This window comes from Enterococcus sp. DIV2402, from assembly GCF_017426705.2.
Taxonomy (GTDB): domain Bacteria; phylum Bacillota; class Bacilli; order Lactobacillales; family Enterococcaceae; genus Enterococcus_F; species Enterococcus_F lowellii.
In genome coordinates this window covers 1,559,868-1,584,447 of sequence record NZ_CP147251.1, presented here as the reverse complement: position 1 = coordinate 1,584,447, position 24,580 = coordinate 1,559,868, and the positions used below count along the sequence as shown (strand labels likewise).

At 34.1% G+C, this 24,580-nt stretch carries 27 protein-coding genes; 3 read left to right on the top strand and 24 right to left on the bottom strand.

Features of this window, described 5'->3' with window-relative positions:
- Positions 1–89: 89 nt before the first annotated feature.
- The 5 genes from DOK78_RS07725 to DOK78_RS07705 all read right to left on the bottom strand — a co-directional run bounded on the left by DOK78_RS07725 (position 90) and on the right by DOK78_RS07705 (position 3,374).
- Positions 90–311 (bottom strand): YozE family protein, encoded by a 222-nt coding sequence (locus DOK78_RS07725; protein ID WP_207940902.1) that lies wholly within the window; start codon positions 309–311, stop codon positions 90–92.
- A 4-nt stretch (positions 312–315) separates the two neighbouring features.
- A complete protein-coding gene (gene msrA / locus DOK78_RS07720) occupies positions 316–822 on the bottom strand; it encodes a peptide-methionine (S)-S-oxide reductase MsrA (protein WP_207940903.1) in 507 nt (168 codons plus the stop codon).
- 5 nt (positions 823–827) lie between these two features.
- Positions 828–1,469 (bottom strand): YpmS family protein, encoded by a 642-nt coding sequence (locus DOK78_RS07715; protein ID WP_207940904.1) that lies wholly within the window; start codon positions 1,467–1,469, stop codon positions 828–830.
- The gene (locus DOK78_RS07710) at positions 1,470–2,354 is read right to left on the bottom strand and encodes a GDSL-type esterase/lipase family protein (RefSeq protein ID WP_207940905.1); all 885 of its coding nucleotides are present in this window, start codon (positions 2,352–2,354) and stop codon (positions 1,470–1,472) included.
- A 177-nt stretch (positions 2,355–2,531) separates the two neighbouring features.
- The gene (locus DOK78_RS07705; protein ID WP_207940906.1) at positions 2,532–3,374 is read right to left on the bottom strand and encodes a DegV family protein; all 843 of its coding nucleotides are present in this window, start codon (positions 3,372–3,374) and stop codon (positions 2,532–2,534) included.
- Between the two features lie 140 nt (positions 3,375–3,514).
- Here DOK78_RS07705 and trhA point away from each other — a divergent pair, with 140 nt between their 5' ends.
- Positions 3,515–4,168: a PAQR family membrane homeostasis protein TrhA gene (gene trhA / locus DOK78_RS07700; RefSeq protein WP_207940907.1), complete on the top strand. Its 654-nt coding sequence runs from the start codon at positions 3,515–3,517 to the stop codon at positions 4,166–4,168.
- Positions 4,169–4,202: 34 nt separating this feature from the next.
- Here the strand turns inward: trhA and DOK78_RS07695 are convergent, their stop codons facing one another.
- From DOK78_RS07695 to DOK78_RS07635, 13 genes are all read right to left on the bottom strand, one after another.
- The gene (locus DOK78_RS07695; RefSeq protein ID WP_207940908.1) at positions 4,203–4,691 is read right to left on the bottom strand and encodes a dihydrofolate reductase; all 489 of its coding nucleotides are present in this window, start codon (positions 4,689–4,691) and stop codon (positions 4,203–4,205) included.
- A gap of 18 nt (positions 4,692–4,709) precedes the next feature.
- Positions 4,710–5,657: a thymidylate synthase gene (locus DOK78_RS07690; protein WP_207940909.1), complete on the bottom strand. Its 948-nt coding sequence runs from the start codon at positions 5,655–5,657 to the stop codon at positions 4,710–4,712.
- 11 nt (positions 5,658–5,668) lie between these two features.
- Positions 5,669–7,546, bottom strand: coding sequence for an ATP-binding cassette domain-containing protein (locus DOK78_RS07685; RefSeq protein WP_207940910.1), 1,878 nt, complete (start codon positions 7,544–7,546; stop codon positions 5,669–5,671).
- A 174-nt stretch (positions 7,547–7,720) separates the two neighbouring features.
- Positions 7,721–9,742, bottom strand: coding sequence for a cation:proton antiporter (locus tag DOK78_RS07680; RefSeq protein ID WP_207940911.1), 2,022 nt, complete (start codon positions 9,740–9,742; stop codon positions 7,721–7,723).
- 250 nt (positions 9,743–9,992) lie between these two features.
- Positions 9,993–12,083 carry a peptidoglycan D,D-transpeptidase FtsI family protein gene (locus tag DOK78_RS07675; RefSeq protein ID WP_207940912.1) on the bottom strand — a complete coding sequence of 697 codons (2,091 nt, stop codon included), beginning with the start codon at positions 12,081–12,083 and terminating at the stop codon, positions 9,993–9,995.
- 241 nt (positions 12,084–12,324) lie between these two features.
- Positions 12,325–13,428, bottom strand: a complete 1,104-nt coding sequence (locus DOK78_RS07670) for an LCP family protein (RefSeq protein ID WP_207940913.1) — start codon at positions 13,426–13,428, stop codon at positions 12,325–12,327.
- A 134-nt stretch (positions 13,429–13,562) separates the two neighbouring features.
- Entirely contained in the window at positions 13,563–14,372 is an 810-nt protein-coding gene (locus DOK78_RS07665) for an ABC transporter permease (protein ID WP_207940914.1), read from the bottom strand.
- A gap of 46 nt (positions 14,373–14,418) precedes the next feature.
- Complete coding sequence (locus DOK78_RS07660; protein ID WP_207940915.1) at positions 14,419–15,480, bottom strand: ABC transporter ATP-binding protein; 1,062 nt, start codon at positions 15,478–15,480, stop codon at positions 14,419–14,421.
- 120 nt (positions 15,481–15,600) lie between these two features.
- A complete protein-coding gene (gene tagD / locus DOK78_RS07655; RefSeq protein ID WP_207940916.1) occupies positions 15,601–16,005 on the bottom strand; it encodes a glycerol-3-phosphate cytidylyltransferase in 405 nt (134 codons plus the stop codon).
- 103 nt (positions 16,006–16,108) lie between these two features.
- On the bottom strand, positions 16,109–16,309 hold the full coding sequence (locus DOK78_RS07650) for a cold-shock protein (RefSeq protein ID WP_207940917.1): 201 nt from the start codon (positions 16,307–16,309) through the stop codon (positions 16,109–16,111).
- Positions 16,310–16,380: 71 nt separating this feature from the next.
- Positions 16,381–16,869 (bottom strand): GNAT family N-acetyltransferase, encoded by a 489-nt coding sequence (locus DOK78_RS07645; RefSeq protein ID WP_207940918.1) that lies wholly within the window; start codon positions 16,867–16,869, stop codon positions 16,381–16,383.
- Between the two features lie 75 nt (positions 16,870–16,944).
- On the bottom strand, positions 16,945–17,553 hold the full coding sequence (locus DOK78_RS07640) for a superoxide dismutase (RefSeq protein WP_207940919.1): 609 nt from the start codon (positions 17,551–17,553) through the stop codon (positions 16,945–16,947).
- A gap of 85 nt (positions 17,554–17,638) precedes the next feature.
- Complete coding sequence (locus DOK78_RS07635; RefSeq protein ID WP_207940920.1) at positions 17,639–18,067, bottom strand: GtrA family protein; 429 nt, start codon at positions 18,065–18,067, stop codon at positions 17,639–17,641.
- Between the two features lie 116 nt (positions 18,068–18,183).
- Here DOK78_RS07635 and DOK78_RS07630 point away from each other — a divergent pair, with 116 nt between their 5' ends.
- Both DOK78_RS07630 and DOK78_RS07625 read left to right on the top strand, forming a co-directional pair.
- Positions 18,184–18,987, top strand: a complete 804-nt coding sequence (locus tag DOK78_RS07630) for a DUF1189 domain-containing protein (RefSeq protein WP_207940921.1) — start codon at positions 18,184–18,186, stop codon at positions 18,985–18,987.
- Positions 18,988–19,054: 67 nt separating this feature from the next.
- The gene (locus tag DOK78_RS07625; RefSeq protein WP_207940922.1) at positions 19,055–20,008 is read left to right on the top strand and encodes a phosphoglycerate dehydrogenase; all 954 of its coding nucleotides are present in this window, start codon (positions 19,055–19,057) and stop codon (positions 20,006–20,008) included.
- Positions 20,009–20,033: 25 nt separating this feature from the next.
- Here DOK78_RS07625 and DOK78_RS07620 read toward each other — a convergent pair whose 3' ends face one another.
- The 6 genes from DOK78_RS07620 to liaF form a co-directional block, all read right to left on the bottom strand.
- Positions 20,034–20,960 carry a glycosyltransferase family 2 protein gene (locus DOK78_RS07620; protein WP_207940923.1) on the bottom strand — a complete coding sequence of 309 codons (927 nt, stop codon included), beginning with the start codon at positions 20,958–20,960 and terminating at the stop codon, positions 20,034–20,036.
- 103 nt (positions 20,961–21,063) lie between these two features.
- On the bottom strand, positions 21,064–21,360 hold the full coding sequence (locus DOK78_RS07615; RefSeq protein WP_207940924.1) for a HesB/YadR/YfhF family protein: 297 nt from the start codon (positions 21,358–21,360) through the stop codon (positions 21,064–21,066).
- A gap of 11 nt (positions 21,361–21,371) precedes the next feature.
- Complete coding sequence (locus DOK78_RS07610; protein WP_207940925.1) at positions 21,372–22,037, bottom strand: potassium channel family protein; 666 nt, start codon at positions 22,035–22,037, stop codon at positions 21,372–21,374.
- A gap of 68 nt (positions 22,038–22,105) precedes the next feature.
- On the bottom strand, positions 22,106–22,735 hold the full coding sequence (locus tag DOK78_RS07605; RefSeq protein WP_207940926.1) for a response regulator transcription factor: 630 nt from the start codon (positions 22,733–22,735) through the stop codon (positions 22,106–22,108).
- Positions 22,732–23,814: a sensor histidine kinase gene (locus DOK78_RS07600; RefSeq protein ID WP_207940927.1), complete on the bottom strand. Its 1,083-nt coding sequence runs from the start codon at positions 23,812–23,814 to the stop codon at positions 22,732–22,734. The genes DOK78_RS07605 and DOK78_RS07600 overlap by 4 nt, the downstream gene beginning before the upstream one ends.
- Positions 23,811–24,542, bottom strand: coding sequence for a cell wall-active antibiotics response protein LiaF (gene liaF / locus DOK78_RS07595; protein ID WP_207940928.1), 732 nt, complete (start codon positions 24,540–24,542; stop codon positions 23,811–23,813). Before liaF ends, DOK78_RS07600 begins: the two co-directional genes overlap by 4 nt.
- Positions 24,543–24,580 lie beyond the last annotated feature (38 nt).

Here is a 24,580-nt window from a genome sequence, read left to right as displayed (position 1 = left end):
ATACCATGAGTATTTCTATACTTTGCATCATACCACAAGAAAAAAGAAGACGGTACAAAAGTCTATTATGACTTTTCCGCCTTCTTTACTTATGCATTATTTTCTAAATATTTTTCCCAAATTCGATCAAAAATATCCATGTTTTCTAAATAATTAACATTCATTTCTAAGTAATTAGAAATTTCATCATAATTGTCTGTATGCTTAGGAAATTGAATATCATGACTTGCATCGGTTGCAAAAATTTGTTCTTCATCTGTATGACTCGGTCCTTTCAACGTCATCAAATACTGATAAAAGCTTCTTCTCATATACTCACCAGTTCTCTTTTAAAAATGCTTCTCTTCGGGCATGACTACGCTCAAAGTTCGTTGGATTTTTCTTATAATAGTCTTGATGATACAATTCTGCTGGATAAAACGGTTGCGCTGATTCAATACTTGTCACAATCGGTTTATCAAAACGGCCAGAATCCTGTAAGGCTTGCTTACTTTCTTCGGCGATTTTCTTTTGTTCGTCATTAAAGTAGAAAATCACTGGACGGTAATTGTCTCCACGGTCTTCAAATTGACCAAATGCATCGGTTGGATCTGTTTGTTGCCAGTAGATTTCTACTAAATCTTTAAACGAAATCAATTCTGGGTCAAAAATAATTTCCACTGCTTCTGTGTGTCCAGTTGTATGACTACACACTTGCTCATACGTTGGATTCTCCACATGACCACCTGTATAACCTGACAGTACTGAATGAATTCCTGGTAGTTCATCAAAAGGTTGTATCATACACCAAAAACAACCTCCTGCAAAAATAGCTCTTTCCATCTTTGTCACTCCTTTTCTTTGGATTCAGGTAAATATAAGCTCACTTGAATCTCATCATCAACCAAATTTATTTTATCTGCTTTTAAGAACAGACCGTTTTGCATACGGAATTGATCTAATCGCAACATAACTGTCTCTTCTTTAGGATTGATCTCAATCCATTTGGGCATATCGTAGTTTCTTTGAATCATTTTCATGACTTCGGTAATCGGTACGCCAAGTGTCCCAATTGATAAACTTTTTGCTTTCAATTGCACATTCCCATTATCCATCACATACGGATCAAAATAAAGATAAAATGTTACTGGAAAACCTAAAATTTTAAATTCACCCGTCAATAATGCTTCATTTTCCAAACGAAATTCATATTTGACATCTGTATCTTGTTGATATTCATCTAAATAAAAATCAATCAGTGAATTGATTTGTTCTTTATTACTACGAATATTTAAAACTGGACTGCCTTCACGTTCAACCAATTCAGGAATATCATGTTTTGTAAAATCTCTTTTTTCAGTAATTCGTGTGAATAAAAAAATACTGCTACCTATTACAATACCAATTAATACAAAAAAAGCAACTTTCCATTTATTCCATTCTTTCCACGAAAAAGTTTTTTTGGTGCTTGGTTTTTCTTCGGGGGTCATCTACTCACTCTCCTTTAGTAACCATTCATTTTTAGTGCTGATTAGTTCATCTTTAACTGCTTTAGCCATCAATTGATAACCAATATTATTCGGATGGAATTTATCTTTATCATACAACACATTATTTTTAACAATATTCAAATCATTGCCTGTTTCTCTAGAGCTATCTTCTGTTTGAACTGTGATTGCAGGCTCGCCTAATCCAGAAGCAATCAACTCATTAATTGGAATAAAATAGACATTTTCATTTTCTTCAACAATTTCTTTCGTCCCTTCATTCCAATTATCTACAATCGTCTGCATATCTGTAATCTCTGGAAAATTGACATAAAACGGATTATACACCCCGACCACATAAATAGGTGCATGAGGATTTAAATTTCGTAACTCTGTTAATAGCTCAGTTAATTGCGTTTGATATTTCTTTAAAGGCTTCTCAAAAGTCTTCATTGACAAACCAAAGATGTTATTTTGAATGACTTTCATTAAATCATTTCCACCAACAGTTAACGTGATAATGTCGGATTCTGCCATATTGTTCTGAATCTCAGTTTCCTTTTTTAAACGTTTATAAATTTGGTCACTACGTTCACCTGCGACACCATAATTCTCAACTTCGACACTGGTTAACTGAAATTCTTCTTGTAAATCATTGGCGACAATCGGTACAAAACCGCCACGTTTCGTATCATCACCCACGCCTTCTGTTAAGGAATCCCCTAAAGCAGTATAACGAATCGTTTCTTTGTATTTTTCTGTAGCAACTTGGCTTGTCCCATTTAACCTTGGTTGAACTTTAGGAAAAGCTTGTTGAAGGACCAAAAAAGTCAAAAATGCCAGTAAAAAAACCACAATAATTGGTCCTATTATTTTTTGAATCTTCACGTTTGCGTCCCTCCATCTTCTGATTTCTCTGCTATTTTATCAGAAAATAATAAAAAAACATACTAAGCGTTCTTTTAATAAACTATTTTTAAACAAAAAACACCTAAAATGAAATACGCCTCTAAGTTAGATTGTTCGATCTAACCTAGAAGCGTACATTCAAATGAACTTCTTCGACTATTCTGTATAATACATAATCGCAAATGCGCCTTCACCTGTATGCGTAGCAATAATTGGTGTGGTATGCAACAAACAAATATCCATTTTAGGGAAGATTTCTTGCAATTCACGTTTGAATTTTTCAGATTGCTCTAACCCACCTGCATAGGAAATTCCTATTTGCTTGACTGCTGGATTATTTTTTAACTCATTTTTTAGTTCTTCAAACCATTTGTTAAATGTCTTGACACCACGGCCTTTAACGACTGGAATTAATTCAGAATTTTTTAATTCCATAATAACACGCATATTTAGAAAACTAGACAGCATTCCTTTTGCACGACTGATTCGACCACCTTTTACTAGATTTTCCAATGTCGATAAGCCAATAAATAGTTTTGTATTGCTTAAAATATTTTGAACAACTGGTAAAACTTCATTTAAGCTTTTTCCTTCTTGTGCTAATTCTGCTGCTCGAATCACTGCAAAAGATAGTCCTTGGTCTGTCATATCAGTTTCTACAACTGTTACGTTACTTTTTGAAAGGTTACTTGCTTGTCTAGCAGCCTCAACCGTTCCACTTAATGCTTTGGTCATATGAATAGATAAAATTTCACTACCATCTTTTCCTAATTCATCATATAATTCAGCAAATTCACCGATTGGCGGTTGACTGGTCTTTGGTAACTCTTTGGAAGTTGACATCATTTCCATGAATTTTTCTCCAGGTAGCTGATCGTCATCACGATACACCACACCATCAATCATCACTGATAATGGCACTACATGAATATTCAACTGATCTCTCACACTTTTTTTCATTGTACAAGATGAATCAGTAACTATCTTAAGATTTCCCATTCTTCTTTCACTCTCTCTTTAACACTGGTCCTGTTTCGTGTTAGAATACTAATGAACCATTTCTTCCCTTTAGTATAACAAACAAAAATTAATTTTTCATCTAACTTAACTAATTTCCAAATGAAAAGAGGCAACCATTTATGGAAACATCTAAATTTACTCGTAAATATCTCATCGTCAATGAAGTACTAAATGCCGTCACACATGGTGTAGGCTTTGGACTTAGTATCGCTGGCCTGGTCATTTTGTTAGTCAAAGGCGCACATTTAGGCTCGCCAATTCATGTCGTTTCTTATGCGTTATACGGTTCCACGATGATTTTGTTATTTTTATTTTCTACCTTGTTTCACAGCTTAATTTTTACCAAAGCGAAAAAAGTCTTTCAAGTCTTTGATCATGCATCGATTTTTTTATTAATTGCTGGTAGCTACACGCCATTTTGTTTATTAAGCATCCAAGGATGGTTAGGTTGGACCTTATTTGTAGCGATTTGGCTGTTAGCCATCAGTGGTATCGTGTACAAATCCATTACCCTGCACAAGCAAGAAACCGTTTCGAAAATCTCAACTGTTATTTACATCATTATGGGATGGTTATGTTTATTCGCTTTTCAACCATTGACACAGTCGCTTGGACTTTGGGGAACTATTCTATTAGCCAGTGGCGGTGTTTCTTATACAGTAGGCGCCTTGTTTTATAGCTTAAAACATGTGCGGTTTATGCATGTTGTTTGGCATTTATTTGTCATGTTAGGCGCAGGTCTGATGTATTTTTCTGTTTTATTTTTCACTTAAAAAAGAAGCAGTTCGATGCTCGAACTGCTTCTTTTTATTTGCGCTCAAATGTTTCATATCGATGTGCATATTTATTTTTTTCGTCTACTACACCCTCTGTTGATTGGACTAATTCCCACTGAGACCAATCAATTTCAGGCATATAAATGTCACCATCAAATTCTTCATCAATCATCGTTCGAAGTAATTGGTCACAATAAGGTAAATAATCTTTGAAAATTAATGCTCCACCGATAATATAGACTGGATGACCTGATTGTTTAGCATAGTCAAGAATTTCTTCTACGGTATGCATAACTAAAACGCCTTCGCTTTGATAATTCTTATCTCTCGTTAGAACAATTGTTTGACGAGAGGGCAACGCACGTTTTCCCATTCCTTCAAATGTTTTTCTTCCCATTACAATCGTATTACCAATGGTGGTTTCTTTAAAAAATTTTAAGTCTGCTGGCAAACTCCATGGAAGTTGATTATCCTTTCCAATGAGACCATTTTTATCTTGTGCCCAAAGTGCTACTAACATTTATTTCCCTTCTTTCTCCTACACTGCAATTGGTGCTTTAATTGTTGGATGTGGATTGTATCCTTCAAGTGTGATATCTGTCATTTCAAAATCAAAAATTGATTGTTTGTCTTCATTTAAAATCAATTTAGGCGCAGGTCGTACATCACGTGTTAATTGTTCACTCATTTGATCAAAGTGATTATTATAAAGGTGAGCATCACCTAAAGTATGGATAAATTCGCCAACTGCAAGGCCGGTTTCGTGAGCAATTAAATGCGTCAACAAAGCGTAACTAGCAATATTAAAAGGAACTCCTAAAAAAACATCGGCACTCCGTTGATATAGCTGACAACTTAATTTACCATCATTCACATAGAACTGAAACATCGTATGACATGGAGGCAGTGCCATTGTAGGAACATCTTCTGGATTCCACGCTGAAACAATTAAACGTCTCGAATTAGGATTTGTTTTAATCATACTGATTAAATCTTGAATTTGATCAATAAAACCACCGTTGACCGTTTCCCAATGGCGCCATTGATAACCATATACTTTTCCTAAATCACCATGTTGTTTCGCAAATGCTTCATCGTCTACAATTTTTTGGCAAAAAGCTGCCAATTCTTTTTGATACACTTCATTAAATTCTTCATCTATTAGACAACGACGACCAAAATCTGTCATATCGGGTCCTTGATAGTCAGAACTTTTAACATAACGTTCAAACGCCCACTCATCCCAAATATGATTATTATGTTGTAATAAATAGCGAATATTCGTATCACCTTTTAAAAACCATAATAGCTCACTTTTAATTAATCCAAAAGGAACACGTTTAGTCGTTAATAAAGGAAATCCCTGTTGCAAATCAAAACGCATTTGATGACCAAAAATACTTTTTGTTCCTGTTCCTGTCCGATCACCTTTTTGATTGCCTTCTTCAAGAATTTTTTTACCTAAGTCAAGGTATGCTTGTTCCATTTATCTTCCTCCTACTCGTCAGCTAGTTCACTTAAATACGCCCAACGTTCCATTTTTTCATCTAACAATTTTTCCGTTTCTGTCAGCGCATGTTGTAACTCTTGTAGCTTCGTAAAGTTGTCACCTTGGTGATTCATTTCTTCTGTATAAAGATCCATTTGTTCTTCTAATTTAGCAATATCATCTTCAATGGTTTCCCATTCTTTCTTCTCCATATAACTTAATTTCTTTTTAATTTTTTTCTCTGGTTGTTTTTCAATCGACTTGACTTTAACAACTACTTCTTTGGGTTCTTCTGTTAAATAGTCATTAATCGAACCAAAATAGGCCTCAATTTGCCCCTGACCTTTAAAAATCAGCAGTTTTTCTGCTACTTTATCTAAGAAGTAACGATCATGCGACACCGTAATAACAGCCCCTGGAAAAGATTGTAAATAATCTTCAAGAATAGTTAAGGTATCGATGTCCAAATCATTCGTTGGCTCATCTAACAGTAAGACGTTTGGTTGACCAATCAATAGTTTCAATAGGTATAAGCGGCGTTTTTCACCACCAGATAGTTTGCCAATTTTTGTCCCATGCATAAAACGTGGAAACAAAAAGCGCTCTAACATTTCAGCCACACTAATTTGTGTGCCATCACTACGTTTCACTTCTTCTGCTGCTTCTTGTAAATACGCAATCATCCGTTGCTCATTATCCATTGCTTCGTTTTGCTGTGTATAATAGGCTAAACGAACAGTCTCACCTACAATTAATTCACCTTGCTCTAAAGGTAAACGTCTTGCCAAAATATTTAACAATGTTGATTTTCCGGCACCATTTTCTCCAGTAATTCCTAAGCGTTCTCTAGCTTGAATCAATAAATCAAAATGATTCAAGATGGCTTGATTTTCAATATGATACACGCCATCTTTGATTTCTAACACTTTTTTTCCTAAGCGTTTCGTTGCAATATCAATTTCAACTTCCCCATTTGTTTTCACTTGATGAAGATTCTCTTTTAAATCTTCAAAGCGGTTGATTCGGGCTTGCTGCTTAGTCGTTCGTGCTTTAACTCCAGCACGCATCCAAGATAATTCTTGTTTGTACAGCTGGTGACGTTTTTGTTCTTGTTCACTTTCTACTCGTTCACGTTCTGCACGCGCGAATACATAAGCTTCGTAGTTTCCTTGATATTCATAAAGTTTACCAAAAGATAATTCAAAGATACGATTAGTCACACGATCTAAGAAATAACGATCATGCGTCACCATTAATAGCGCCCCACGATACTGATTCAAATAACCTTCTAACCATTGAATGGCTTCATAATCAAGATGGTTGGTTGGTTCATCTAATAATAATAAATCTGGTTCATCAATTAAAACCTGAGCTAGACCTACACGTTTTTGCTGTCCACCAGATAATTCACTGACCAATTTATCTAATTGATGAATGCCTAATTTCTGTAAAATAATTTTTGCATTGGTATCTGTTAACCAGGCATCTTTTTCATTCATCGCTTCTTCAGCTAATGTATATTCTTTTTGAGCATTGGCATCCGAACCATTTATTTCAAGATTTAATAAGGCTTTTTCATATCGTTTCACTGTTTTTAATTGTTCGCTTTCCCCTTGAAAAACTGCTTCTAAAACAGTTTGATTGTTGTCAAAAACAGTATTTTGTGACAAATAACCTATACGATACTCACTCGGATAAAATACTTGTTGGCGATCACCATCACCACTATCTTTTCCTGATAAAATTCCTAATAAACTGGTTTTTCCCGTTCCATTTACTCCGATTAATCCAATACGATCTCTCTCATGAATTAAAAAGGAAATCTGATCAAAAAGCGTTTTTTCTCCGTAAGTTTTAGTCAACTCACTTACTTTTAATTCCTTCACAGAATCCCCTCCATTTCCTTTCGCTATTGTAACACAAAACGAGCTCTTGATATAAGTCTGTTAACTATAAAATATTCGAACGATATAGAGTGTGTTTCTGCTGACTAGCGGGCGCTTTCTCTTTATCGTTCGAATATTTTTATAGTGTGTACTTATAACCTAAACTCGTTAAGCTTAATGTAAATTTTTACTAATAGCGAATGATTCTAACAAATTAACTTTTTGACGGTAACTATTGGCTAATAAAGAAGAGATTTTCTCTTCCCGTTCAAATTCGTCGATTGTTCGACGTTCGTACGTATAACCATTTAATAGTTCGCGTTCATAAATCGAGCTTTTTTCAATCGAAACCATTGATACCACATTCCGATGATACATACGTTTCAATAACATTTCACGACGACCAACAAGAAATGATAAAACCGTTTTGCTGACTTTTTCTTCTTTTGATTCTAATAGTTGATTAATACGTAAAGTATTCATATCATAAATATATTTCAATTCATTGACATTAATTTTAGGGTTTTTCGGAAAATCTCGGTTACGTTTTAAATGCCAGAAACGTTTTGGATGTAATAACATACGTAATAAACGACGACCGATTAATAACCATAAACTAATAAATGACAAGAATTTTTTTTCATTTTTGAATTCATAACGATCTAGCAATCGATTATAAATAGCATAACTTGTTTGACTAATTTCACCTTTTTGGTACATTTCATCTAAGCCTTGTTGCTCAATCGTCAACGTCCATGCTTGCAATTCTTGCACTTTTTTCTGATCACTTTCAGTCATGCCTTCAGTTGTTATCTCCCATATTCGCATTCGATACTGATCAACAATTGCTTCAATAGCGGTTTCTTCTTCTTCTGAAAGAGAATTCTTTACTAATTTTTGTTGTAAATATTTAATGACTGCGTTTAATACTTCTAGTTCTTTTAAATCAATTGGTCGTTCATATTCTCCATCGGAAAGAAGTGGTAAGATTAACATCCCAATGGTTAAACTAACAAAAATGACACAGGCAGTCAAAAATAATAACAACGCACGCTGCTCAAATACAACGCCATTTACAGATAATGGTAAAATAAAAATAGCTGCTAAGCTGACCGTTCCTTTTACGCCACCAAAAGTCAGCAATAAAATTTCACGCAAGGTTGTTTTTTCAGTAGTACGATGTTCTTTTACTAAATAAAACCCACCAACAAACAAGAAACGAATTAAAAAGACGACTGCAGTAATTAGTAAGACGATCATCAATAGCCAGCCATTTGAATACGTTCGGTCTGTCCATACAGGTGAAACAACTTCTGATAATTCAATTCCTAAAAATAAAAATACCAGTGCATTTAAAGTAAAACCAATCGTACTCCAAATATTCTCAGATACATTAGCTAACTGAGCATCAAATAGTGTCACCCGCTGATGGCTTCTCGATTGTAAAACACCAGCAACTACGGCTGCAATAATTCCTGAAACACCCATAATTTCTGCAATAACATAGACAACAAAGGGTAAGAGCAATTCAATTAATAAATAGCTAATCACATCTTTAGCTGCTGCTTGTTCAATGAAATTAAGTATTCTATTTTTGACCCACACAACACCAATCCCGACTAAAGCTCCACCAATACTAGATAAAACTAAAGTGACTGACGCATCTAACACAGAAAAAGTCCCAGTTAATAATGCTGCTACAGCAAATTGAAAGGCTGTTACACCCGACGCATCATTTAACAAGCCTTCACCATTTAAAATATTAATAACTTTATCAGGCATTTTAAGTTTTTTAGAGAGCGAACCAACTGCAACCGCATCGGTCGGTCCTAAAGCTGCTCCGAACGCTAAACAAGCGGCCAGAGGAATCGTTGGGAAGAATGTGTGAAGCGTAAATCCGACTGCTAATAAAGTCAAAATAACTCCACCAAATGCTAAAAATAAAATTGTGGAAAAATTCTTAGCAATCGAAGAAATATTCGCCTCTTCTCCTTCTCGAAACAAGAGAGGCGCAATAATCATCACCAGAAAAATCTCTGGTTCAAACGTAATTTCATGTCCATATTTTGACATCCCTAAGAGAATGCCTAGAAAAATTTGGGCAAAAAAGATTGGGATTGTGGGCATTACTTTACTTAAAATATTTGAGAAAGTAATTGTTAATGCAATGATAATGAGTAGTTCAATAAATTCCATCGTACCATCTTCTTTCCTTGAGTTTTGCATCTAATCCATTATACTTTATACTTAACGTTTTCACGAACATAAAGAAACCATTCAACCTAAAAAATTCTCAATGCAGACTTAGAGAGAATCGGTTTGCATTTTACTTAGGTACCTAACTTTACTTTAAAATAAAGTATAATTCGGTACCTAACTATTTGTCAATAACTTCTTACATTTTGCAATAAAAAAAGATAGATACTAAAAAGCATCTATCTTTTTGCTATTCTGCTAAATATAAATCATAATAAGCATCCATAATTTGACGAGTCAAATCTAAGTTTGGTGTGCCACGATTCTCACCTTTCAACTGTGGAATTACTACAGACACAGCAATTTCAGGATCAGAATAAGGACCATATGCTACCATATTCAAATTGTCAACATCAACAGGTTTCCCATCTACATAAATAACTCGTTCAGCTGTACCTGTTTTGGCAGCTAAATCCATCTTAGCTGCAGTTAGTGAGCGTGCTGTTGTATAGGGATCACTTCCATGAACGACTTGATAAAAGCCTTCTTGTAACAATTCCATATTTGCAGAAGAAATATCAATTTTATTTAAAACATTCGGTTCAATTTCTTCCTTCAACTCACCTAGGTTACCATTTTGATCATTGCCATAAATACCTGAAACTAGATGAGGTTGCATCCGTTGTCCTCCATTGGCCACTGTAGACACGTATTGTGCAAGTTGCATGGCAGTATACGTATCAAACTGTCCAAAGGCTAAATCCAAAACTTTACCTGCATCATTATTTTCATCCGATAAGCTAGAAACACTTGGTTGCAGACCAGTTTCTTCGTTTGGTAAATCAATTTCTGTTTTCACGCCTAACCCATAAGAGCCCATAGCCTTACGGAGTTTCTTATACGTATCTTCTTGACTTGTCACTCCAGGAATATACAAGTCTCCTCCTTTGTAATCAATGCCCATCAAACGCAAAGCAATTTGAATCATATACGAGTTTGAAGATAATTCAAGTGCTTGCACGACATTCAAATTACGATTATTGTAACCTAATTTGTTGAAGATCGAAGCTTTTGTACTACCTGGTAGATAAATCGGTTGATCATACAACACTTGGTTGCCTTCGAGTACATCGTTTTCCCAACCAGCTGTAATTGTTGCGGCTTTCATAACAGAGCCAGGTTCAAAAGCGGCTTGATAGGTTCCAATAGCATTTTCAGACAGCTCATTGGTTTCAATATCATGATGATAACCTGACATCGCCATGATTCCTCCAGTTTTAGGATTCATAGCAACTACATAAATTCCTGGCGAATACTCAGCTACCTTAGTATCAACTAGATTTTGATAAAGGTTCTTAACAAGTTCATCAACTTTTTCTTGAAAAGCTGTATCAATGGTTAATACTAAGTTATCTCCTTTTTCACCTGGAGAAATCTCTTTTTGATTTTCAATTGTTCCGTCATTGCCAACTTTAATTTCTTGTTGTGATTTAACACCTTGAAGAACTTCTTCATATTGTTTTTCTAAAAAACTAGTGCCGACACGGTCATTTAACGCATATCCTTTAGCTAGATATTCTTCTGCATTTTCGGCTTGTAATCCTTCTGTTGATACGCGACCAATCACACTTTTTATTGAATTATTCCCTGTACGTAATGATCTTGTCCAATCTGTACCTGTAGATACCCCAGGTAGTTCTTTTGCACGTTCAGAAACTAATGCTAGCTCTTCGTCAGTTACGTCTTTATTCTTCACAAAAACTGTTTTTAGTTGTTGTGCACTATTTAATCGTTTAAAAATAGTTGCTACTTTTAGTTGTTCGCCATCAAATTGAATCTCATCATCTGATACTTTTCCAACTAATAATTCATATTCTTTTGAAGTTCCAGCTAATTTTTCTGTTGTGGTTAATCGTTCTCTTGCTTCATTGAGATTTTCTTTATTAGCTAACCAAAAATCTTTTAAATCTCGTTCAGTGAGTGCATCATCTGCTTCAATATCGATTAATTCATTTAAACGAGTGGCAATATCTAATAAATCGTTAGCCGTCATTTCAATCCCACGAGTAAACGTAATGGCAGCATTGGCTTCATTTTCTACTAGCGCTTCACCAGAAGCATCGTAAATCATTCCACGCGGTGTGCTTCCCTGGATAGTGATTACTGATGAAGCTTTCAATTGTTCTTCAAGCTGATTGCTATTTATAATTTGTAAATGCCCTAATTGAGCAATTAAGATAACAAATAATGTAAAAATAACGAAAAATAATAAATTTAATCGAAAAGGAACATGTGATTTTCGATTGGCATTTCCAGAGAAGTTCTTTTTAAATTTCTGCATGTTGACATTCCTTCCATACTCGAGCTACTGTCTTATTTTACCAAAAAAAAAAATTAAAAAAAGCGAAAACCTCTATACTTATAGAAAAACCAACATTTTTTTACAAAACAACGATTTGTTTCACAAAAAATCTGATTTATATCTTTTTTTCTTATAAATAAGCATTCATTCGTGAAACATTACAAACAGTCATCTAATTTGTGGACAACTAAAAAAGCGACTCATCATGAGCCGCTTCTTTTTAATATGCAAAATCAGTTGTTTCTTCTATTTCTATGTTTTCACTAGTCTCATAATAAGGTTCATCTTCAGGGTCTGCAACCGATGTATGATCCACACCATCTACAGAATCGTCATAAAATTGATTGCCGATATAACCATTGTAAGAATATTGAAATTGTGAATCAATCTCCAACGTTTTACTTGTTGGTAATTCCAATTGTTCTTTTAAGATATTTTGAGCATTCAACAATTCCGTAATACCTAAAATTTGATAATAGACACCATTCACCATTTGACCATTACCTTCTAATTGATGTTGATTAATCGTAGTAAAGGCTGGGTAATAGTTCGTTGCAATGTCTAACATATCATTCCAAGTTAAATCTGTTTTAGAATTTTTTTCCACAGCTTTCAAAATGTTCTGATAGTTACTCACACCATCTAGACTCAATACTTTTTGTACAATTTTCGTTACAACTTCTCGTTGGCGACGTTGACGACCAATATCGCCTTCAGGATCATCATAACGCATTCTTGCATAAGCTAATCCGGTTTTGCCGTCTAATGTGATTTTCCCCGCTGGAACGTGAACTTTTTCTAAAGTAAAGTCAATTTTATTATTTACTTCAATTCCACCTACTGCATCAATTAAATCACGCATCCCCTGCATGTTAATTGTCACATAATGGTCAATTGGAATATCTAGTAATTTTTCTACCGCATCCATTGCTAATTCCACACCGCCATAAGCATAGGCATGGTTTAATTTATCAAAGGTTACACCATCTAACATATCAGCCAAAATATCCCGGTCTAAACTAACAATTGTGGACTCTTTTTTCTCAGGGTTCACTGTGACTACCATCATACTATCTGAGCGTCCCTGATCCGTCCTACCAAGTGCTCCCGTATCAATACCTAATAAAAGGATTGAAAAAGGATCTCGGTCTTCAATACTTACTGCTACGTCTCGTTTTTTTGTTTTTCTATTGGCAGCTTGACTAATATTATCAATGACATCATTAATATCATCAAACGCGCGCATGCCATAAATGGTAAAACCAATTACAACTGCAGCTAATATGCCTAAAATTCCTATAACTATTTTTTGATATAAACGCATTCTGCACCTCTTTCTAATAGAGCAACCGTTTAAATTTTGCCACAATTTAGAATTTGTATCAATATTACAATAGGTTTATTACATAAACTTAACAATTCTGAAACATAAATGAAAAAGAGATGGTCAACCATCTCTTAAATATAATCTACAAATTTTGCACGGAATTTCATGTGTAAATGACTTCCCAGAATCAACAAAATTAATACCATCCCCCAGAAAATAAAGCCATATGTAGCTTTTTCCCAGAACCAAGCTCGATTTAAAAAGGTATCTCTGAAGCCTTCAATGATGTAATAAACAGGATTAATTCGTAAAACTTTAACTAACGTCGGTGGTAAGTTTCTATTCTGAATATCCCAAATAGGACCTGAAACATAGAATAATAAACGTAACACTGACTGTAAGAAAATGTGATAGTCACGAATTAAAACTGTAATTGTAGCATTTAGCAAGCCAAACGCAAATAAAAATACAAACATACAGAAAAAGTAATAGATGTATTGTAACCAATACAATGAAGGCGTGCCTCCAAAACCTAATACCGTAATAACCACAATTGCCAACATTGGAAAATAAGAAGACAAGTTACTGACAATATTAATGGTTGGCAATACACTCACGGGAAACTTCATTTTTGCAACCATACCGACTTGGCGATGAATACTATTCGATGCACCCAAAATAGATGAATTGACATAAAACCAGACGGTAATCCCAATTAACATCCACACAATAAACGGAACACCGGAAATTTCTCGACCTTGATTGACTCCTACACCAAATACTAAATAGTAAATTCCAACTTGAATAGCTGGATTCAAAATTTGCCATGCTAGACCCAAGTAATGACTTTGATAAGTCGCTTTGTCTTCATAGCGAGACATACGAAAAATCATGCCCATATGCTGGAACTGCTCTTTGATAACAGCGACAATTTCTTTCACAAAACTCTTCCTTTTCTATCTAAATTGAGCATTCAATTTATTTCTATTATTTAAAAACACTTGTAATAACCTCTACTGGATGTTCCACTGAATAGCTCAATGAACGTCCACTAAATGACACTAAGGTACAAAAGAGTGTAGCTAGAATTGTTCCTGTCAATAACAGTTTTGTCCCAACGGTCATTTTTTCTCCTAAAGGTGTACGTTTTAAATTTTTATTGATAACTTTTTCAGAAAGCTGCTGGGCTTCTAATTGTAAATCTCCTTTAGCCACACGTTCAGCTAATTCTTCTAAATTGAAAGCTTTTTGTGCCTCTTTTTGATCATCTTGATATTTTTTCTGTTCAGCTTTTGGCTGTTTCTTAAACCATTCGATAAATTGACGATATTCTTTCATCACTTCATTTGTTGGTCCAAACATCCTTAAATCACCATAATGCATCCAGATTGTTTTATCACATAACTTTTCAACCTGTCCTAAAGCATGACTAACAAAGAAAATCGTCTTGCCTTGTTCTTTAAATTCCATAATCTTATCCACACATTTTTGATAAAAGGTCTCGTCTCCAACTGATAAAGCTTCATCAATAACTAAAATATCTGGGTTATTATGCACAGCAATCGCAAAACCTAAGCGTGAACGCATCCCACTTGAATAACTTTTAACAGGTTGATTGATGAAATCCCCTAAGTCAGCAAAGGCAATAATCTCATCTAATTTTTCGTCAATTTCTTTATTTGTCATTCCAGACATTAAGCCTTTCAGACGAATATTCTCCATCCCTGTTAGTTGAAATTTCAGTCCTGCACCAATTGAAATAATCGATGTCTCACCATTCACTTCCATAGTTCCTGATGTTGGTGGAATAATTCCACTAATTACATTAGATAATGTTGACTTTCCAGAACCATTAATTCCAATAATTCCGACTGATTCACCAGCTCTTACTTCAAAATTCACACCTTTTAATGCCCAAAAACGGGGCACATTGCGATGATAAAATTTAAAAAGTGCTTTTATTTTATCTGATTTTTTCTTATACAGATCGTACTCTTTTGTAACAAGCGTACTTCTTACTTTGATTTCATTATTTTTCAATTTATTCATCCATCCTCAAAAACTCTTTAAACAATAAAAAATCATAGTTATCATACCACATTTTTTTATGAAGGGACATTTATCCTTTAGAAAGTAAAGGAAACATTAAAAAAGTCGAGACTTCTCGACTTAGTTTTCATTTAATTTTAAATCTTTTTTGATTTGTGTTGTAGAAATTTCTGGTGTACGTGCTAAATAAAGGACTTCTGCATCTGTTTGTTCTTGAATGAAATCAAATTCACCAGCCCAGTCATCGCCCATTACAAATGTATCAATATGATATTCACTCACATCAGAAACTTTTTGATCCCAGCTGTTTTCTGGAATAACTAAATCTACATAACGAATAGCTTCTAATAATTGTTTTCTTTTCTCATAAGAAAAATAGCATTTTTTCTGTTTTTTGTTCCAGTTAAATTCATCTGTTGATAAAGCAACAACTAAATAATCACCTTGCTCTTTTGCTCGACGCAATAAGTTTATATGACCATAATGCAACAAATCAAATGTTCCATAAGTAATTACTCGTTTCATATTAAGACCTCATTTATTATTTAATATAATTGAAGATAACAAAAAACAACTAAAATAGCAACAAAAGAAAAACCACAAAGACTTCCCTTTGTGGTTTCTACTCTTAAAGTTTTGTTACTTCTGCTGCTTGAGGACCGCGATTTCCTTCAACAATGCTGAATTCAACTTCTTGTCCTTCTTCTAAAGACTTAAAGCCATCTCCTTGAATTGCAGAAAAGTGCACGAATACATCACTGCCATTGTCAGCTGTAATAAACCCAAAACCTTTTTCATTGTTAAACCATTTAACTGTACCGTGTTCCATATAAATAATGCCTCCAAAATAGTAAAATAACGAATATTTTCGTTATAAATATTATAACAAAAATGAAAACGTTAGCAATAGTTTTTTTCAAAAAGATAATCTACCATAAAAAAACCTTGTCCTATATCAGCAATATCTTCTTTTATTAATTGAAAACCACGGTGTTGATAAACAGCAATCGCTTGTTTATTATTTTGATTTACGCGTAGGCGCTGGTTTAAACGCAATTCTTGACTTAACTGATCATACCAGTCAAACACTTCACGCATCAACCCTTGTCCACGATAATCTTGATGAATATAAATTTTACTTAAATACAAATGATCTTTTTTAATTTCATAAGCTGTATATCCTACGCAGTGACCATCTGAAAATAACATATAATATTGTGTGCCTCCTGCCATTTCTTGAAGGATAGTTTCTATTCCTTGATAGTTTTCTAACATATACGCAACCTGTTGTTCTCCAATAATTGGCGTGTAGACCTCTTGCCAAATTTCTGTAATGATTGGATGAACTTCTTCAATATCTAATGGCGTAACTTTTCGACGTTCTAACACCTTATCGCTCCTTACTTTTATCGTAAAATCAAAAAAGCAGATAGAATTTTCTACCTGCTCAAACGGTTTGACCTATTATTTTGCTGCATTGTATAATTCGTTGGCTTTTTCCCAGTTCACTAAGTTCCAGAAAGCATCAATGTAGTCTGGACGAACATTTTTGTAGTTTAAGTAGTAAGCATGTTCCCAAACATCTAAACCAACAACTGGTGTACGGCCATCCATCAATGGAGAATCTTGGTTTGGTGTAGAAGTTACTTCTAATAATCCATTATTTAAAGCTAACCAAGCCCAGCCAGATCCAAAACGACTAGTTGCTGCTGCTTTAAATTCTGCTTTGAAGGCATCAAAACTACCAAATTTTTCGTCAATCGCTGCTTTTAGTTCGCCTACAGGTTCGCCACCAGCGTTTGGTGCCATAATTTCCCAGAAGAATGTATGGTTTGCATGTCCGCCACCATTATTGCGTACGGCTGTACGAATATCTTCAGGAACTGCAGTTAAATCAGAAATTAACTCTTCAACAGATTTTTCACCTAATTCAGGATATTTTTCAATTGCTGCATTTAAGTTTGTCACATAAGTGTTATGGTGTTTGTCATGATGTAAATGCATTGTTTCAACATCGATGTGTGGTTCCAAAGCATCGTAAGCATATGGTAAATCTGGTAATGTGTAAGTCATAGAATGATTCCTCCTAAATAGTTATTTACACTGTAAGACTATCAGAGAAAGCGATTTTCTTCAAAAAATATGCTTAGTTTTTTTCTCATGTACGTTTAAAAATTAAAAACTTACTAAACACATAATTAGCTACAACCACAAGGATTTGTGTAAAGATTTTTGCTACAATATCACCTGCATGAATGAATTCAATTAACACATACATACAGCCCATATCCATAATTAGTGAAAGTAAGCGATAAAACACAAACTTTGAAAATTCAATTAGCCATTCAGTACCGCCTTCTGTCTGTGAATGGAAAACCCAACGTTTATTTGTTACGAAGGCAAATAATACAGAAACAATCCAGGAAATAACTGTCGCTACCATATAGTGAAAACCAAATAAATCTAAACAAGTGAAATGGACAGCAATATTAACAATTGTTGTTAAACCTCCGAAAAAAAGATATATAAAAACTTCCCATAATTTTCTTTCTTCTAATTGCTGTTTACATTTTACTAAAAAATTCATAACTTCTGCTCCTTATTTATATAAATTTTGCTTATTTATTATTTTGTTTCTATTTATCTTCTGATACAATAGACTTTAGTATTTTAAACTATTCACTTATATGAAGGGATTGTATCATGTCATTAATTCAACTTGCAAAACACGCTTTTTTTAATTTTCCTCAATTAAAAGAAGCTCGAAAAATTGGCTTAGGAAAAATCATTGCATATATCTTATTATTAAGCTCCTTGTCTGCGATTCCAATCACTTTCCAAGTCTTACAAATTTTTAAAGATATTCAAACAGATGGTCAAGAAATTGCCAAACAAATTCCTGACTTTAGCATTGCAGATGGCAAATTAAAAACAGATAATGCTGAAAAGGGATTTATTTATCAAACAGATTCAATTATTTTTACTTTTGATCCTGAAGGTCGACGAACGCCAGAAGATGTTTCAAAAGATATGGTCGGAAACTTTCTAAGTGTTGGCTTACTTTCTGAAGAATTGATTGTTAGTTTACCTTCCAATGATGCAACCACGTCTATCTTAGGAAGTAATCAATTTGAACTTTTATATACAGACCTTACAGACGCTAATTTGCTCAACGGGAAAATGTTACGAAATATACTAGCAAATCAACAACTACCTTGGTGGGTATTTGTAGTTATTTTTATAGTTGCTCTCTATCCTTCATTTTTAAGTTTGATTGCTTCCATTTTAATTGCTACATTATTCGGAAATATTTATTGTCGTTTTCGTCAAGTACGCTATTCATTTTTAGACAACTTAAAAATTACCACATTATGTGTCACCCTACCTGTTGTAGTAGCCACTATTGTTCATGCACTAACGTATACCTTTGATAGTAGTACTTTTGTTTTATTAAGTACACTCTTTATTTTCACACGTGCAGTTCGACCAGAAAAAAATATTACCTGACATTTCCATTTTGGGAATGTCTTTTTTTATTAAAGTTTGCTAGACTTAAAGAAAAGGAGGTTTGTTTATGAGTAAATATATTTTATCCACTCGTCCATTCCGAGAAGAATTTATTCGCCAAATGCGCGAAATCTCTACTGATTATCAATTCGTTACCAAAGATGAAATTCATGATTCATTTGATTGGAACAATGTTGAAATCACGATTGGCTGGTCTAAAGATTGGCGTGACAAATTATTAGTCCCTTCAACTTCACTAAAATGGGTACAAGCGATTTCTGCTGGTGTCGATACGTTGCCTTTAAAAGAATTTGCCCAACATCATATCCAGTTATCAAACGCCAGTGGGCTTCATGCACAATCAATTACTGATCATGTGTTAGCCATCTTATTCATGCAAAGTCGTGGAATTTTTGAAGCCATCCGCAGCCAACAAAAACAAATTTGGCAATCAGAATTGACGATTAATAATTTACAAGATTTACGTATTTTAATCGTTGGTACTGGAAAAATTGGTCAACAATTAGCTAAATGTTTAGCATTTTTAAATTGCCGACCAATTGGTATCAATACAAATGGACGTGCCATTGAGCATTTTCATGAAACCTATTCGATTGTAGAGCTTGCGCCACAAACTCAAAAAGCTGATATTATCATCAATATCTTGCCGTTGACGGAAGATACTTACCATCTTTATGACGATGATTTCTTTGCAACCATGAAACAATCCGCGACATTTATTAATGTTGGTCGTGGGGCAAGCGTCGATACAACCGCTCTTTACCAAGCCTTGGTTGATCATTCCATCCATTTTGCAGCTTTGGATGTATTTGAAGAAGAACCATTGGCAGAAGATGACCCGTTATGGATGTTAGAAAACATACTAATCACGCCACACATTTCAGGTTACACGCCACATTTTCAAAAATCATTTATGCGTATTTTTATTGAGAATTTCAAATCATTTCATACTACCGGAAACCTCTCTAAAAATACAGTAAATATTCAATCTGGATATTAAAAAGAAGATGGTGAAAACCATCTTCTTATTTTTCTTCGGTTTCTTTTACAATATAAATTGGACGCTTTTTCGTTTCTAAGAAGATTTTTCCGATATATTTCCCAATAATACCGATACATAAAAGTTGAATGCCACTAACAAATAAAATAATGGATACTAATGATGGCCAACCATCTGTTTGATCACCAAAAATTAATGCACGAAAAACAATAAATAATAAAGCAATTCCTGCACCGAAACACGTAATCGCACCAATAACCGACGCAATGGTTAATGGAGCATCGGAAAAATTGACAATTCCGTCTATCGAATATTTAAATAAGCTCCAAAAAGACCATGATGTCTCGCCAGCCACACGTTCGCGATTTTCATAAGAAATATATTCTGTTTTAAAACCGACCCAACTAAATATCCCTTTTGAAAAACGGTTATATTCAGTCACTTCTAAAATCGCATCTACCATTTGACGCGTCATCAAACGAAAATCACGTGCGCCATCTACCATTTCGGTATCACCAAATTTGTTGACTAATCTATAAAACATTTTGGCAAAAAAACTACGGATTGGCGGTTCTCCGTGACGATCAGCTCTACGGGTTCCTACACAATCAATATCTGAATTCTCAAGCATTTTAATCATTTTTGGTAATAATTCTGGAGGATCTTGTAAGTCAGCATCCATAACAGTAATCAAGTCACCTTTGGCCGCTTGTAATCCAGCATATAACCCTGCTTCTTTTCCGAAATTTTTTGAAAAAGAAATATACCTTATTTTATCAGGTATCTCTTTATGGAGCTTTCGTAATACTTGTAAGGTTTGATCTTTTGATCCATCATTCACAAAAATATACTCCAATTGATGCTCGATATTTACAGCTATTTTCTCTACTTCTTTGACAAATAATGGCAGAGATTCTTCCTCATTATAACAAGGGACTATAATTGATAACATGTCTGCTTCGACCTCCTAATTCTCAAAAATTATAGCACATTTTTTATACATAAAGAAAAAAAAAGCTAAATTCTAAGATTAATTTAGCTTCTTTCACATGCAATTATGATAACTCTGTAAATAAATATTTTGGTTCGTTTAATTTTTCATCATAATCAACGGTCATTTCTAACCCTTTAAAGAACCAATCATCGCTTTCTTCAGCAAAAAATAATATACCATCAACAGTTTCTTCAAAAAGTGGATTTTCTGGACGATCAACAGACATCCCTACCGAGAATCCTTCATGAACTTGAGTGTTTCCATAAATTTTCCCAAAGAAACGAATGCCTGTTTCTGGTTGTAATTCTACTTCTTTTTTAAACCATGATAATGCTGTATCTGTAATTACTATTTTCATTTGCTGCACTCCTAGTCATTTAGTTTATCATCAAGCAAATCTACTTCATCCGTATTTCCAATCACAAGTAAATTATCATTTTCACGTACAATTTCGCTGGCAGCAGGAGAAACGACGACTTTACCATTTCCTCGGCGAATAGCAACAACTGTTAAGCCAAATTTTTGACGAAAATTCAATTCTAGCAATGTTTTGTTGAAGAATCGTTCATTGGTTACCCGAATCTCGGCTAATGAAAATTCATCAGAAAGTTCAATAAAATCCAAAATATTTTTAGAGACTAAATTGTGCGCAATTCGAATTCCCATATCTCTTTCCGGATGAACGACGCGATCTGCACCAATTTTTTCTAATACACGTGCATGATATTCATTTTGTGCTTTCGCTAAAATATTTGGTACACCCATTTCTTTCACCATTAAAGTAACCAGAATACTTGCTTGAATATCTTCCCCAATTGCAACAATCACATGGTCGAAATTACGAATTCCTAATGAACGCAATGTCATTTCATCTTGTGCATTCCCTACAACAGCATGAGTAGCAATATTCATGTATTCATTGACTCGATCTTCATTACTATCAATTGCTAAAACCTCTTGACCTGATTCTATCAAAGTTCGGCAAATACTCCCACCGAAACGACCTAAGCCAATAATGGCATAATTTTGTCTCATTATTTTTTCGCTCCTTTAAAGAATGTTCCTTAAAAATTGTAACAAACAGTTAGTTTATTACGACTGAATTATTTCACTAATTTATGTTTAAAGGCATAAATAGCCGCTTGTGTACGATCTTCTACTTCAAGCTTAGATAAAATATTAGAGACATGGGTTTTAACTGTTTTTAAGGTAATAAATAATTCATCAGCAATTTCCTGATTGCTTTTTCCTTGAGAAATCAACATCAATACTTCTCGTTCGCGATTTGTCAAATCTTCATGTAACTGAATTGTTTTATTCGTCATACGATTAACCATTTTAGTGGTCACTTCCGGTTCTAAAACACGTTCACCACGTTGTGTAGCGCGAATTGCATCAGCTATCTCATGAGCTGTTGATGTTTTCAACATATAGCCAGCAGCACCCGCTTCAATTGCAGGATAGACTTTTTCATCATCAATAAAGCTAGTCACAATAATAATTTTTGCTTCAGGCCAATCTTTTAAAATGGCTTTCGTCGCTTCGATACCATCCATTTCTTCCATTACTAAATCCATCAATATAACATCAGGACGTAACTCCAAAGCTTTTTCGTATCCTATTATTCCATTTTCAGCTTCCCCAACAACTTCAATATCATCTTGGATTAATAAATAAGAAGATACCCCTAAACGTACCATCTCATGATCATCTACCAACAATACTCGTATCATTTACTAATAACCTCCTTCAACAACGGAATCTTAATTTCTATGCTTGTACCTTGATTTTTAAAACTAATAATTTTTAATGTTCCACCAATACCCGTAATTCGTTCGCGAATATTCATTAAACCATAGCTTCCAGCTTTTTGTTGTTGTTTCTCAGGATCAAAACCAACACCATCATCAATCACTCGTAATAAAATATTTTGATCGATTAAATTAAGATAAACCTCTAATTCTTCAGCTTTAGCATGGCGTAATGTATTAGAAAGTAACTCTTGTACTACACGGAACAGTTGATCTTCAATACTACTTGGTATCACTAAATCTTCAATGTCCCACTTTAAAGAAATTTTGATTTTTGTTTGTAATTCTCTTAACAATTGTTCAATACCTTGTTTTAAACTCTTGCCTTCTAAAGTAACTGGTCTAAGATGTAACAATAAAGCACGCATCTCAGATTGGGAAGCATTTATAATATCTGAAACCATTGCTAATTGCTTTCTTTGGGCTTCGGGTACGTCCGTTTTGATTGCTTGTTCATTTAACGCTGACATCATCATCATTGCCGCAAACAATTGCTGAGAAACCGAATCATGTAATTCTCTCGCTAAACGATGACGTTCATTTTCTAAAATTTCTTCTTTGGTTTGTCCATCCACAACTTGTGGGCGTGCATTTAAAATTTGTAGTTCGCTGGACATTTCTTTTAGTTTTTCTTTGATTTGATGAATATCATTATCCATATTGAATAATTCTTTATTTGAAGCAGATAATGGCATGTTTTCATTTAGCGTTTTACTTTCTAAGTTACCATTTGCTAGCAAACGCATTTTTTCTTCGATTGGTGCTAATAGTCTTTTTTGTGTAAATGATAAAAGAACAAAAATCGAGATTCCTGAAACAATTGCAATTGCTAATAAATAAAAAATCATTGGAATAAATAAAACTTTTACTTGAAATAATTGCAACCACCAGTTTTTTTGACCAGTGGCAAAAAGATAGGTAAATAAAACAAAAACTAAAATAAGAAAAGTCGCAATACCACTGTAGAGTGCAAGCATGCTTCGTGAGGTTTTAGCTATCATACACGAATCACCTCTAAATCTCCCACTAAGGTGTTAGATACGATTTTCAAACGTCGCGGACTTGTACTATAATCACTGCTTACTACTGTTAGCACTTCGTTACGTAATTCAGTTTCTTTTGATTCAAACACAACGGAGCCAGCAAAAGCTGCGTGTTCTAATTGCACACCAATCCCTGTTGGAATTAAAATACGTGTTCGACCAAAGCCTTTTCGTACTAATACAATATTATCATTTTTTGGCAAAATTGTATTGCCTAAATCAATGATTGTATCTCCAGATAAAATACTAATATTAATATCGTCCCACTCATAAACTTGACTGCCAATCCGTTCATTACCAAACCATTGTTGCTTTTTCTTTTTTCCGTCATGCTTTTGTGGTTCATCAGTTTCTACCATAATAATTTGTTTTTTGCGCCAAAATGAATGCTTTGAAAAATCAATACCTGAAATTTCTACTCCTTTTAAGCCAATAAAAAGAATAGCAAAGACAATCATCAACCATAGTGCTGGACTATTTAATAAACTCACTAGAATCATCAAACAACCTACGATTAATTGAAAATTCTTTGTGCGTAAGTGTTTTTTACGTTTTATAGCTAAATAAACATTTAGCATACCTATCCCTAATAAAATTAATAATGGGGTATTATTAATAATTTGCCACACAGCAAGTAAAAACAATAAGGCTTCTACGACAAAAAAGAATCGCCATGGACTATTCATAGAATTCCCTCCTCTACTCCAATTTCTCTGCTTATCAT